The following is a 12515-nucleotide window of genomic DNA, read 5'->3' on the forward strand; positions in this document are numbered from 1 at the left end:
CACCCCCTCCCGCGTTCGCGACGGCGTCCGCGCCGCCCGCGGGACGCACGCTGTCAGGCCGATCGTCGATCGGACAACGCCGGGTTCTCCGGCATCCACGCTCAGGAGGAGCATGCCGACCACGGCGCCCACCCAGACGTCGTCTTCGCGACGACGCCGGCCCTCGTCCGCCCGTCGGGACGACGAGTCGCCGATCATCCCGATCCTCGCCCGCAAGGTGCGCGAGGTCGAGGCCAAGGCCCAGCGCGGCAAGCTCGGGCCGACCAATCGCGTGAAGTTCCAGGTCATCGCCTTCCTCGTGCGCGAGGAGCGGGCCCGCGTCAAGGCCGACACGGAGGCGAGCGACGCCACGCGCGCCGAGCTGCTCAAGCGCCTCGACGGGGTCGCGACGATCCTCGCCAAGACCGCCGCGCGCGACACCTCCCTCATCCAACTGCTCGAGGTGGATCAGGCGACCTCGCCCGTGGCCCGCCGCATGCGCCGGGACTGGCTCCTGGAGTCCGGGGCCGAGCTGCCCCCGGACGAACTGATCATCACCGACGCCGCGCCCGCGGCGGCCCCCGTCGTCCCGGCCGCGCTCGCCGAGCGCCAGGTCGTCCCGCCGCAGGTCGAGGCGCGGCAGATGGCCAACCCGTTCCTCGCGCCGGATCTCACCGCGCGTCCCACCGCGTCCGGCGCGCGACGTCGCCTGGACGGGTGGGAGCTCATGGGCCCCCTCTACAAGGCGTTCGAGACGGGTGCCGGCGGCACGGCCGCATCCATGGACCTCCCTCCGGTGCCGGAGTTCGACCGACTGTCCCCGCGCGGTCTGCAGATCATGCCGCACCAGTCGCGGTTCCTCGAGGCCGTCCGCGAGGGACACCGCACGTTCCTCCTGGCCGATGAGCCCGGACTCGGGAAGACCGCGGAGTCCGTGCTCGCGGCGTCCGTCGCCGAGGCCTATCCGCTCCTGGTGGTCGTCCCGAACGTCGTGAAGATGAACTGGGCGCGCGAGGTCGAGCGATGGACACCGCAGCGACGGGCGACCGTGATCCAGGGCGACGGGGAGAACATCGACGCCTTCGCCGATGTGTTCATCGTCAACTACGAGATCCTCGACCGGCATCTGTCGTGGCTCAGCTCCCTGGGGCTGAAGGGGATGGTCGTCGACGAGGCGCACTTCATCAAGAACCTCACCTCTCAGCGCTCGCAGAATGTGCTCGCGCTGGCCGGCCGCATCCGCGCGCAGATGAGCAACCCCCTCCTCCTGGCGCTCACCGGCACGCCGCTGATCAACGACGTCGAGGACTTCGACGCGATCTGGCGCTTCCTCGGCTGGACCAACGGCGAGAAGCCCGGGCCGCTGCTGATGGACAAGCTCGATGGAACGGGACTGACGCCCGCCGACAAGGCGTTCTACCCCGAGGCGCGCGACGCGGTGATCTCGATGGGCATCGTGCGGCGGAAGAAGAAGGACGTCGCCGCCGACCTGCCCGACAAGCTCGTCGCCGACCTTCCCGTGCAGCTCGACGATGACTTCGGTCGCTCCATCCGCGCCGCCGAGCGCGAGCTCGGCGCGCGACTGGCGGCGAAGTACCGCCGCATCATCGATGCGCGCGGCGACCGCGGTCTCGCCCCCGGAGAGCTCGACGACGACATCGTGCGTCTGGTCGCGCACAACGAGCTCGAGGAGTCCAAGGCGGCCGGAACCGGAGGCGACAACGTCTTCACGATGGTGCGGAAGATCGGTCAGGCGAAGGCCGTGCTCGCGGCGGACTACGCGCTGCAGCTGCAGCGCTCGGTCGGCAAGGTCGTCTTCTTCGCCAAGCACATCGACGTCATGGATGCCGCGGAGGCGCACTTCGCCGCGGCGGGGTTGCGCACGGTCTCCCTCCGGGGCGACCAGTCGAGTGCCGCCCGCCAGGAGGCGATCGACACCTTCAACGACGACCCGGAGGTCGGTGTCGCCGTCTGCTCGCTGACCGCGGCGGGGGTCGGGGTGAACATGCAGGCCTCGTCCAACGTCGTCCTCGCGGAGCTGTCGTGGACGGCCGCCGAGCAGACGCAGGCGATCGACCGCGTGCACCGCATCGGTCAGGAGGAGCCGGTCACCGCATGGCGGATCATCGCCGCGCACACGATCGACACCAAGATCGCCGAGCTCATCGACTCCAAGCAGGGGCTCGCGCAGCGCGCCCTCGACGGCGACGCGGTCGACCCGCAGTCGAGCGATTCGGTCCAGATGTCGGCGCTCATGCACCTGCTGCGTCAGGCGCTCGGAAGCTGACGCGCGCCCGGCGCCGGCCTCGGACCCGCCGTGTAGCACCGCGCTCGCGCGGACGCTAATGTCGGGGGAGGCAGCGTGGCCGACCCGATTTCCCGACAGCGAGGACCACAGCAATGAAGATCGGCATCCTGACCAGCGGCGGTGACTGCCCCGGACTGAACGCGGTCATCCGCGGTGCCGTGCTCAAAGGCACGACCACCTACGACCTGGAGTTCGTCGGCATCCGCGACGGATGGCGTGGCGTGGTGGACGGCGACTTCTTCCCGCTGACCCGGCACGAGGTGAAGGGTCTGTCGAAGATCGGCGGGACGATCCTCGGCACCAGCCGCACGAACCCGTACGAGGGTCCGCGCGGAGGCGCCGAGAACATCGCCAAGACGATGTACGGCCACCGTCTGGACGGCATCGTCGCGATCGGCGGCGAGGGGACGCTCGCGGCGGCGAACCGGCTCGCCGGCGACGGCATCAACGTCATCGGCGTGCCCAAGACCATCGACAACGACCTGCGGGCCACGGACTACTCGTTCGGATTCGACACCGCCGTCAACATCGCCACCGACGCGATGGACCGGCTCCGCACGACCGGCGACTCGCATCAGCGCTGCATGGTGGCCGAGGTCATGGGCCGCCACGTCGGCTGGATCGCACTGCACGCGGGCATCGCCGCCGGCGCCCACGTGATCTGCATCCCCGAGGTGCCCCTCTCGATCGACGAGATCACCCAGCAGGTCACCCGGGCGCATGACCGCGGTCGTGCGCCGCTCGTCGTGGTGTCCGAGGGCTTCAAGCTGAAGGACATGGACGAGGCCTACAGCGACAAGGGACTGGACGCCTTCAACCGCCCGCGTCTCGGCGGGATCAGCGAGATTTTGGCGCCCGAGATCGAGCGGATCACCGGCATCGAGACCCGCGCCACCGTGCTCGGTCACATCCAGCGCGGCGGGTCCCCGTCGGGCTTCGACCGCGTCCTGGCCACGCGTCTGGGCCTGCACACCGCCGATGCCATCGTGCAGGAGGCGTGGGGGCAGATGGTGGCGCTCCGCGGCACCGACATCGTCCGCGTGCCGTTCGCCGACGCGCTGGGTGAACTCAACTCCGTGCCCCTCTACCGCTACGAAGAGGCCGCCGCCCTCTTCGGGTGACCGGGAGCAGGCGATTCGGCGAGAACAGGCTGATCTCGCCGTGGAGTGCCTGTTCTCGCACGATCGCCTGTTCTGGTCGAACCCTCCGTGGGGCGGTCACGCCGTGACGGCGCGCGTGTGGAGTCCCTGCGCCATCGCGGTGACGACGGTGTCGCGGACGTGCTCCCACTCGAACAGGATCTGCTGGTAGTCGAACCGCAGCACCACGTACCCTCGCATGACCAGGCGCGCATCCGCGGCCAGATCGCGCCGACGGTCGGCGGCCTGGTGGTGGGTGAATCCGTCGACCTGGATGGCGAGGGAACGTCCGATCAGGCCGTCCAGCGGGTGCCCGTCCACCCAGACCTGCTGCCGTACGCGAACCCCGCTGCGCCGCATCCCCTCGACGAAGATCGTTTCCAACCCGGAGTCGGAGAGCGAACCGGCAACCGTCGCGAGTTGCGCCGCCCGAGTGCTCCGCCAGGCGACGTGCGGCAGGACGTCCGCCTCGATCAGTCGCGACCGGATCGCAGACTCCCACACGCTGAGTGCCTCGACCCGAGGCAGACATCGCGCGATGTGGAACAGCGCGTTGATCCGCGGATCGTCGATCTGCGTCCGACCCGCGGGCGCCGGGCCACGGCTCCAGTGGAGGAGCACACCGGTGGCGGTCAGACGCGATGCGCTCCGGGAGACGGCGACATGGATGTGCCCTGTGGTCGCCGGCGGCACCCACACGCCCCACATCGCCGCGGCTGAGACGCAGGTGACGCGACCTCCCACCGAGGCGGCAGCGACCCGGCGCGCATCACACTCGGGGAGCGCCAGCCAGGAGCGCCGTATCCTCCGCACGCTCCCGCGGGATACGGCATCCGACATGTCATGGGCACTGAACCCGGCCGCGCGAAGGTCGGAGGTGTGTGCGATGCCGTCCCGGGCTCGTAGCCATCCGCCGAGGTCCTGAGGTCGTCGCATGACCCCATGCTCTCCAGGTCCGATGCCGCAAGCGGTGGTGATCGGTGAGTCTGTGGAGCGCTCCGGCTCGAATCGGGCTGGGGAGGAAAGGGCGAGGGCAGGAGATCCGACGGGAACAGGACGATCGCGCGAGTACCGTCCTGTCCTCGTCGGATCTCCTGTGTCCGACGAGGAAGCCCGGGTCAGGCGGCGCCGACGACGTCCAGCAGCCAGGCGATCTCGTACGCCCGCTCGTGCCAGCTGTTGTACCGCCCGCTGACACCGCCGTGTCCGGCGACCATCTCGCACTTCAGCAGCGCATCCGCGCCCACCTCGCGCAGGCGTGCCACCCACTTGGCAGGTTCGACGTAGAGCACGCGCGTGTCGTTGAGCGAGGTGACGGCGAGGATGCGCGGGTACCGGACGCCCTCGCGCACGTTCTCGTACGGGGTGTACGACTTCATGTAGGCGTAGACGTCGGGGTCGTGCAGGGGGTCGCCCCATTCGTCCCATTCGATGACGGTCAGCGGCAGGGAGGGGTCGAGGATGGTGGTGAGCGCGTCCACGAAGGGGACACCCGCGAGGATGCCGGCGAACAGGTCCGGGGCGAGGTTCGCCACCGCGCCCATGAGGAGACCACCGGCGGAGCCGCCCTCCGCGACGAGGGCGTCTGGGGTCGTGTAGCCGGTGTCGACGAGGTGGCGCGCGCAATCGACGAAGTCGGTGAAGGTGTTGCGCTTGGCCAGGAGCTTGCCGTCCTCGTACCACTGACGCCCCATCTCCCCGCCGCCGCGCACGTGCGCCACGGCGAAGATCACGCCGCGATCGAGCTCCGACAGGCGCGGGACGGAGAAGCCCGGGTCGATCGAGTGCTCGTAGGAGCCGTAGCCGTAGAGGTGCATCGGGCGCGGGGCGCTTCCCGCCTCTCCGAACGAGGTCTTCCACACCAGGGAGACCGGGATGCGGGTGCCGTCGGATGCCGGGGCCCACACGCGCGCCTGCGCGTAGTCGTCGGGGTCGTACCCGCCGAGCACAGGCTGGCGCTTGCGCAGATGACGCTCGCCGGTGGCGATGTCCAGGTCGTACACCGTGCCCGGCGTGACGAAGGAGCCGAAGCCGATCCGCAGGACCGGCGGAGCCCACTCCGGGTTGCCGCTCGCGCCGACGGTGTACAGCGGCTCGTCGAACTCGATCTCGGCCACCGTGCCGTCGGCGTAGTCGAGCAGGCCCAGCCGTGCGAGCCCCTCGCGCCGGTAGCCCAGCACGCCCCAGTCGCGGAAGGTCGACAGTCCGAGGAGACGCCGGCCGGGGAGGTGGGGGACGACGACGGTGCGGGACCCGGTCGGATCCGCCGCGCTCACGCGCACGAGCTCGAAGTCCAGGGCGTCGTCGTTGTGCAGGATGAACAGCACGTCCTCGCCGTCGACGACGGCGTGATCGCTGTCGTACTCCACGCCCTCCCGCCGCGGCCAGACCACGCGGGGCTCTCCCCGCAGATCGTCGGCATCCAGGATCCATTCCTCGGAGGTGATCGAGGACCCGAGACCGATCACCAGGTACCGGTCGCTGCGGGTGAAGCCCGCGCCGACCCAGTAGCGCTCGTCGGGCTCGTGGAAGAGCTTCTGGTCGGCGTCGACGGCGGTGCCGATCTCGTGCAGCCACACCGTGTCCGGACGCCACGCGTCATCGACCGTCGTGTAGACGATGAACGCCCCGTCGGGGGAGAAGGTCGCCCCGGCGAAGGTGTCGGGGATGACATCGGGGAGGTTCTCGCCGGTGACGAGGTCCCGGACGCGCAGGGTGTAGCGCTCGTCCCCCTCGACGTCCACGCCGTAGAGGAGGCGTGCGCCGTCGGTCGAGACCTCGAAAGTGCCGAGCGAGAAGAAGTCGTGCCCGTCGGCCTCGACGTTGCCGTCGAGGAGGATCTGCTCGCCCGGCACCTCGGTGTCGGCATCCAGCTGCGGCGGGGTCCAGTCCGTTTCGGAGGCGAGCGGCGCGCGGCAGTGGATGCCGTACTGGCTGCCCTCCACGGTGCGCGAGTAGTACCACCACTGCCCGCGACGAACGGGCACCGAGAGATCGGTTTCGAGCGTCCGCTCCTTGATCTCGCTGAAGATGCGCTCGCGGAGGTCGGAGAGAGAGGCTGTCCGGGCATCGGTGTAGGCGTTCTCGGCCTCGAGGTGCGCGATGACGTCGGCATCGTCCTTCGCGCGGAGCCACTCGTAGCGATCCTCCACCTCATCGCCGTGGTGGGTGCGGATCGTGGGGCGGGGCTCGGGCATGGGAGCGGATGCCGGAAGGGTGTCGTGTGAACTCACCCGTCCACGCTAGCGGCGCTCCGCCCCGGCCCGGCGGTCCGGCGAGCGGTGCTTCGTCGATGCGGGAGGGTCGTGTCAGGCTGAGGGCATGGACGTCGCCCTCCCGCAGTTCGGTCAGTACGCCGCGCCCCGGCACACCCTGGTGCACCTCAGCGACACCCACCTGCTCGCGGGGAACCCGCCGCTCGGCGGTCGCTTCGACACGGCGCGGAATCTGGAGCGCATGCTGGGAGCGCTCGAGCGGACCGGGGTGAGGCCCGACGCGCTCGTCTTCACGGGCGACCTCACCGACCTCGGGGAGCCCGAGGCCTATCGAGCGCTGCGCGACGCGGTCGAGCCGGTGGCGGAGCGCCTGGGCGCACCCGTCGTGTGGGTGGCCGGCAACCACGACGAGCGCCCCGCGCTCCGCCAGGGGCTCTTGGGCGGCGCACCCACGGAGGAGCCCGTGACGGGCGTGTGGGACCTGGGCGGCCTGCGTCTCGTGGCCCTGGACACTAGCGTCCCCGGCTGGCACCACGGGGAGATCGACGCCGCTCAGCTGGGGTGGTTGGAAGACGTCCTGTCGACCACCGCGCCGCACGGAACCGTCGTCGCGCTCCACCACCCCCCGCTGCCCTCGCACGTGCCGCTCTTCGACATCCTCGAGCTCCGCGAACAGGAACGCCTCGCCGCGATCCTGCGGGGGAGCGACGTCCGCACCATTCTCGGCGGGCATCTGCATTACGCGACCACCGGCACCTTCGCCGGCATCCCGGTCAGCGTCGCCGCGGCCAGCTGCTACACGATGGACATCTCGCGTCCCGCCGTCGAGGTCAACGGAATGGATGCCGGTCAGTCGTTCCAGCTCGTCCACGTCTGGGAGGACACCGTGACCCATGCGGTCGTTCCGGTGGTGGACGCCGCGTCCGCCGACTACTTCTCCGCCGAGTGGATCGCGAGGATGGCCGAAATGACGCCGTCGGAGCGTCTCGAGGAGTTCTCCCGCAAACGATCGTGACCGGCCCCGATGTACAAAGCACGCGAGGAGACCGCCACGGTGTACAGGGCCTCAGGGGAGGGGCGCGGGTAGGGTCGGGTCATCCCTGCACACCGCCGTGACCAACCCACGAGGACACCACACATGGCCCTGGACGCGATGACGCGCACCCGTACCGAGACCGACTCCCTGGGATCGCTCGAGATCCCCGCCGATGCCTACTGGGGCATCCACACCGCCCGCGCACTGGAGAACTTCCCGATCTCGAAGAGGCCGATCTCGGTCTACAAGGACCTCGTGTGCGGTCTCGCGATGGTCAAGCAGGCCTCTGCGCGCGCCAACAGGGAGATCGGCGTCCTGGATGCCGAGAAAGCCGACCTCATCGACCGGGCCGCGCAGCTGGTCATCGAGGGAAGGTTCCACGACCAGTTCGTCGTCGGCGTGATCCAGGGCGGAGCCGGGACCTCGACCAACATGAACGCGAACGAGGTCATCACGAACATCGCCCTCGAGCTGGCGGGGCGCGAGAAGGGCGACTACGCCTTCCTGTCGCCGATCGACGACACCAACCGGAGCCAGTCGACGAACGACGTCTACCCGACGGCGATCAAGGTCGGCCTGAGCCTGGATCTCCTCACGCTGATGGAGGAGCTCGACCTTCTGAGAAAGGCCTTCCTGGCCAAGGCGGTCGAGTTCCACGATGTGCTGAAGGTCGGCCGCACCCAGCTGCAGGATGCCGTCCCCATGACCCTCGGGCAGGAGTTCCACGGCTTCGCCACGACACTCGGGGAGGACCACAAGCGTCTCACCGAGAACGCCTATCTGCTCTACGAGATCAACATGGGGGCGACGGCCATCGGGACGGGCATCACGACGCACCCGGACTACGGTGCGGCGGTGCTGCGTCACCTGCGTGAGATCTCGGGTCTCGACCTGGAGCTGGCCACCGATCTGGTGGAGTCCACGAGCGACACCGGCGCGTTCATGTCGTTCTCCTCGACCCTCAAGCGCAACGCCATCAAGCTGTCCAAGATCTGCAACGACCTCCGGCTGCTGTCGTCCGGCCCGCAGGCGGGCCTCGGTGAGATCAACCTCCCCGCGCGCCAGGCGGGCTCGAGCATCATGCCCGGCAAGGTCAACCCGGTGATCCCGGAGGTCGTGAACCAGGTCGCATTCGCCGTCGCCGGGGCGGACCTCACCGTCACGATGGCGGTGGAGGGAGGTCAGCTCCAGCTCAACGCCTTCGAGCCCGTCATCGCGCACTCGATCTTCCAGTCGATCACCTGGATGCGGCGGGGCATGCACACGCTCCGGGTCAACTGCGTCGACGGCATCACCGTGAACCGGGAGCGTCTGGGGGCGATGGTGGGATCGTCGGTGGGCGTCATCACCGCGCTCACGCCGCACATCGGCTACGCCGCCGCCGCGGCTCTCGCCAAGACGGCGCTGCTGACCGGCCACAACGTCGCCGACCTGGTCGTCGAGGCGGGACTGATGTCGCGCGAGGATGTGACCAAGCAGCTCTCGCCGGCGCGGCTGTCCGGTCTCGAGGCGGTCACCGCGGCCATCCCCGTCATCGCCGCCGGCGACATCGAGGGGGATGACGCGGGGCACTGACCGGGGATATCAGCCGCGTGGGGTGATGGAGACTCCGGAGAGGGCGGATACCGTCGGACTGAACTCCGAGAAAGGACACTCCCATGACCGATCAGACACCGCCCCCCGGTACGAACCCGCAGTCCTACCCGTCCGCCCCGCCGCCCGCGTACAACGCGCCCGCTCAGGGGCAGGCGGTTCCGGGCAGGACGCTCGGTATCGTCGCGCTGGTCGTGGCGATCTTCTTCAACGTCATCGGCCTGATTCTCGGGATCGTCGCCCTGGTGCAGAGCCGCAAGGCGGGGGTCAAGAACGGGTGGGCGGTTGCTGCGATCGTCGTCGGCGCCGTGCTGACCGTGGTGGGGATCATTGTGGCGATCTCGCTCGTGGCGCTGTTCTCAGCGGCAGCCGGCTTCGCGGGCGAAGCCTTCGAGGCATGCCAGGCCGCCGGGTTCACCGGCACCGTCGTGGTTCAGGGTCAGACCGTCGACTGCGCGACCATCAGCGGCTGACGAGCGGCTGATCGGCCTTCGCGTCGGGGCGTTGTCCGCGCCGCCGCGCCTCAATCGAGGATGCGGCAGTGCGTGGTCAGCGCCCCGATCCCGTCGATGCCGACGGTGACCGTGGAGCGATCGCGCAGGAACACCTGGGGATCGCGCGAGTATCCGGCGCCCCCGGGGCTGCCCGTGGAGATGAGTGTTCCGGGGAGCAGCGTCGCCGACGACGACAGGTGCGAGATGAGGGTCGCGACGGGGCGGACCATCTGATCGGTCGACGCGTCCTGCAGCGTCCGACCGTCGAGGACCGTCCAGATGTGCAGACTCTGCGGATCGGGGATCTCGTCGGCGGTGACCACGAACGGTCCGGTCGGGGTGAATCCGTCGAAGGACTTGCAGCGGGACCACTGCGCTTCGGAGTACTGGATGTCGCGGGCGGTGATGTCGTTGACCACCGTGTACCCCCACACGTGATCCAGAGCGTCCTCGGGGGCGACATCCTTGGCGGGGGTGCCGATGATGACACCGAGCTCCGCCTCGTAGTCGACCGCCTCGCTGAGAGCGCGGGGCCACGACGTGGTGGTCTGATGCGCGGCCAGCGAGTTGGGCCAGAGCGCGAACACGGTCGGGGTGGAGTCCGTCTTCAACCCGAGCTCGCTCGAGTGGGCGGCGTAGTTCAGGCCGATCGCGAGGATGACCGGCGGCGCGAGCACGGCGGAGGCGAAGGGCAGGCCCGCGAGCGGATGCCGCGGGGCGCCCTCCGCCGCCTCCCGCACGCGGTCGAGCAGATCCTCACCGCCGGCGATGAGGTCCTCCAGCACGCGGGGGGCGCCGTCGAACAGCTCGGACACGAAGATCGCCTCGTCGCCGTCGGCGATGACGAGCTGCGCCGTCTCCGAGCCCGGGGGGATGACGTGGGCGAAGCGCATCCTCCCAACCTAGCGGGCGGGTGGGGCGGGGGAGCGTTGTGGTCTTTGTGATCACGCTCCGCCGGCGGCGGACCGTAGGCTGTGAGCCATGACGCACCCGTCCGGACCCGCGCCCGGGAGACCGTCGCTGACGCCGCCGCCGTTCCCCTCCGCCCTGGCGCAGCCGCCGCATGCGAGCGCCGCTCCGATCCCCGCCACCGTCGTGGCGGATGCCGTCGTCGCGGTGCCCGCGCGGAAAGGCCGTTCGGCGCCGATCTGGGCGATCGGCATCCTCGCCTTCGTCACGGTGGGCCTCGTGGGGTACTTCCTGACCTTCCTCGGGGCGGGCGCATCGCTGCTCGGAATGGTCCTCGCACTGGTGCCGCTGGCCCTGGTGCTCTTCGCCGTGCGGCTGGTGGACCGATGGGAGCCGGAGCCGCGCGGCCTGGTGATCTTCGCGGTCGCGTGGGGGGCCGTCGCCGCCGTCGGCATCGCACTCGCGGTCGACCTGGGCGTCTCGACACTGTTCGGGCCCGTCGACACGCCGCTGCGCGAAGCGATGCAATCCGTCGTCCAGGCGCCGATCGTCGAGGAGGTCGGCAAAGGCCTCGGCCTCCTCCTGCTGTTCGCGACGGCACGTCGCGCGTTCGACGGGCCGGTGGACGGCATCGTCTACGGGGCGCTGATCGGCGCCGGCTTCGCCTTCACGGAGAACATCCAGTACTTCGCGGTGAGCTACCTCGAAGGCGGCGCGGACACGGTCACCGCGACCTTCTTCGTCCGCGGCATCCTCTCGCCCTTCGCGCACGTGATGTTCACGTGCCTGATCGGCTTCGCCCTGGGGCTCGCGGCCCGGCGGGGCGCGAGCTTCGGCGCGGCACTCGGGCCGTGGCTCCTCGGGCTCGCGGGGGCGATCGCCCTCCATGCCCTGTGGAACGGTTCGGCGGTCTTCGGCGACTTCTTCGCCCTCTACATCGGGCTGCAGGTGCCCTTGTTCGTCGTCTTCATCCTCGGTGTGCTCATGCTGCGCCGCGAGGAGGCGCGGCTCACCCGCACCCGTCTGGGGGAGTACGCGGCCGCCGGCTGGTTCACGCCCCAGGAGGTCGAGATGCTCGCGACCCCGCCCGGGAGGCGGGCGGGAATGGCCTGGGCCCGCACGCTGCGCGGCGACCGGCGGGCCGTCATGCGCGAGTTCATCGCCGACGCGACGCGTCTTGCCGCGGCGCGGCAACGCGCGATCACCGGTCGCGACCCGCACGCGGGTCAGGATGAGCAGGACCTCCTGGTGAAGACCGCGGCCGCCCGGGCCGCCTTGTTCGCGCCCTGATCGCACGGGGGAGCGGCGCCCCCGGAAAAGACTCAGCGCCCGGTGCCGCGGCGATGCCTGCGTGACTCCCGAGCGCTGAGCTGGTCTGTGATCAGGATGCCGAATGCGTGCGGTCGCTGTCAAGGGTCCTGCGGCACGTGCTTGGATGGAGGAATGACTGACGACCGCACCAAGCCCGAGATCGACGCCCCCACCGGACCCGCGCCGGCCGACCTCGTCATCCGCGACATCATCACGGGTGACGGCGCCGAGGCCAAGCCCGGCGACAACGTCACCGTCCACTACGTCGGAGTCGAGTACACCTCCGGCGAGGAGTTCGACTCCTCCTGGAACCGCGGCGAGACGATCCAGTTCCCGCTCCGCGGTCTGATCCAGGGGTGGCAGGACGGCATCCCCGGCATGAAGGTGGGCGGACGTCGCGAGCTGGTCATCCCGCCGCACCTCGCCTACGGCACCGGCGGCGGCCACTTCCTCGGCGGCAAGACCCTCATCTTCATCATCGATCTCGTCGCCGTCGGCTGACGGACGACCACACCACGGGCGGGATCGGGC

Annotated in this window: 10 protein-coding genes; 7 read left to right on the top strand and 3 right to left on the bottom strand. The window is 69.9% G+C overall.

Annotated elements, in window-relative coordinates:
* The first annotated feature begins 112 nt into the window (after positions 1–112).
* Entirely contained in the window at positions 113–2266 is a 2154-nt protein-coding gene (locus ABXJ56_RS11775; RefSeq protein WP_353999845.1) for a DEAD/DEAH box helicase, read from the top strand.
* A 113-nt stretch (positions 2267–2379) separates the two neighbouring features.
* On the top strand, positions 2380–3408 hold the full coding sequence (locus tag ABXJ56_RS11780; protein ID WP_353999846.1) for a 6-phosphofructokinase: 1029 nt from the start codon (positions 2380–2382) through the stop codon (positions 3406–3408).
* Positions 3409–3504: 96 nt separating this feature from the next.
* Here ABXJ56_RS11780 and ABXJ56_RS11785 read toward each other — a convergent pair whose 3' ends face one another.
* Together ABXJ56_RS11785 and ABXJ56_RS11790 are read right to left on the bottom strand one after the other, a co-directional pair.
* Positions 3505–4362 (bottom strand): endonuclease domain-containing protein, encoded by an 858-nt coding sequence (locus tag ABXJ56_RS11785; protein WP_353999847.1) that lies wholly within the window; start codon positions 4360–4362, stop codon positions 3505–3507.
* 182 nt (positions 4363–4544) lie between these two features.
* Entirely contained in the window at positions 4545–6623 is a 2079-nt protein-coding gene (locus ABXJ56_RS11790) for a S9 family peptidase (protein ID WP_354000018.1), read from the bottom strand.
* Positions 6624–6747: 124 nt separating this feature from the next.
* Between ABXJ56_RS11790 and ABXJ56_RS11795 the strand changes: the two genes are divergently transcribed.
* The 3 genes from ABXJ56_RS11795 (at position 6748) to ABXJ56_RS11805 (ending at position 9743) form a co-directional block, all read left to right on the top strand.
* Positions 6748–7656, top strand: coding sequence for a phosphodiesterase (locus tag ABXJ56_RS11795; protein WP_353999848.1), 909 nt, complete (start codon positions 6748–6750; stop codon positions 7654–7656).
* A 123-nt stretch (positions 7657–7779) separates the two neighbouring features.
* Positions 7780–9252 (top strand): aspartate ammonia-lyase, encoded by a 1473-nt coding sequence (locus tag ABXJ56_RS11800; RefSeq protein WP_353999849.1) that lies wholly within the window; start codon positions 7780–7782, stop codon positions 9250–9252.
* An 83-nt stretch (positions 9253–9335) separates the two neighbouring features.
* Complete coding sequence (locus ABXJ56_RS11805; protein ID WP_353999850.1) at positions 9336–9743, top strand: DUF4190 domain-containing protein; 408 nt, start codon at positions 9336–9338, stop codon at positions 9741–9743.
* Between the two features lie 50 nt (positions 9744–9793).
* On the opposite strand, the gene ABXJ56_RS11810 is transcribed toward ABXJ56_RS11805, so the two are convergent.
* Complete coding sequence (locus tag ABXJ56_RS11810; protein WP_353999851.1) at positions 9794–10657, bottom strand: fumarylacetoacetate hydrolase family protein; 864 nt, start codon at positions 10655–10657, stop codon at positions 9794–9796.
* A gap of 88 nt (positions 10658–10745) precedes the next feature.
* Between ABXJ56_RS11810 and ABXJ56_RS11815 the strand changes: the two genes are divergently transcribed.
* Together ABXJ56_RS11815 and ABXJ56_RS11820 are read left to right on the top strand one after the other, a co-directional pair.
* The gene (locus tag ABXJ56_RS11815) at positions 10746–11963 is read left to right on the top strand and encodes a PrsW family intramembrane metalloprotease (RefSeq protein WP_353999852.1); all 1218 of its coding nucleotides are present in this window, start codon (positions 10746–10748) and stop codon (positions 11961–11963) included.
* A 153-nt stretch (positions 11964–12116) separates the two neighbouring features.
* Positions 12117–12485 carry an FKBP-type peptidyl-prolyl cis-trans isomerase gene (locus tag ABXJ56_RS11820; RefSeq protein ID WP_053547579.1) on the top strand — a complete coding sequence of 123 codons (369 nt, stop codon included), beginning with the start codon at positions 12117–12119 and terminating at the stop codon, positions 12483–12485.
* The last annotated feature ends 30 nt before the right edge of the window (positions 12486–12515 follow it).

This window comes from Microbacterium aurantiacum (assembly GCF_040532595.1).
Lineage (GTDB): Bacteria > Actinomycetota > Actinomycetes > Actinomycetales > Microbacteriaceae > Microbacterium > Microbacterium chocolatum_B.

Coding starts and splice junctions, on each gene's coding strand:
- ABXJ56_RS11775 (WP_353999845.1), top strand. CDS start 113: ATGCCGACCACGGCGCCCACCCAGACGTCGTCTTCGCGACGACGCCGG.
- ABXJ56_RS11780 (WP_353999846.1), top strand. CDS start 2,380: ATGAAGATCGGCATCCTGACCAGCGGCGGTGACTGCCCCGGACTGAAC.
- ABXJ56_RS11785 (WP_353999847.1), bottom strand. CDS start 4,362: ATGCGACGACCTCAGGACCTCGGCGGATGGCTACGAGCCCGGGACGGC.
- ABXJ56_RS11790 (WP_354000018.1), bottom strand. CDS start 6,623: ATGCCCGAGCCCCGCCCCACGATCCGCACCCACCACGGCGATGAGGTG.
- ABXJ56_RS11795 (WP_353999848.1), top strand. CDS start 6,748: ATGGACGTCGCCCTCCCGCAGTTCGGTCAGTACGCCGCGCCCCGGCAC.
- ABXJ56_RS11800 (WP_353999849.1), top strand. CDS start 7,780: ATGGCCCTGGACGCGATGACGCGCACCCGTACCGAGACCGACTCCCTG.
- ABXJ56_RS11805 (WP_353999850.1), top strand. CDS start 9,336: ATGACCGATCAGACACCGCCCCCCGGTACGAACCCGCAGTCCTACCCG.
- ABXJ56_RS11810 (WP_353999851.1), bottom strand. CDS start 10,657: ATGCGCTTCGCCCACGTCATCCCCCCGGGCTCGGAGACGGCGCAGCTC.
- ABXJ56_RS11815 (WP_353999852.1), top strand. CDS start 10,746: ATGACGCACCCGTCCGGACCCGCGCCCGGGAGACCGTCGCTGACGCCG.
- ABXJ56_RS11820 (WP_053547579.1), top strand. CDS start 12,117: ATGACTGACGACCGCACCAAGCCCGAGATCGACGCCCCCACCGGACCC.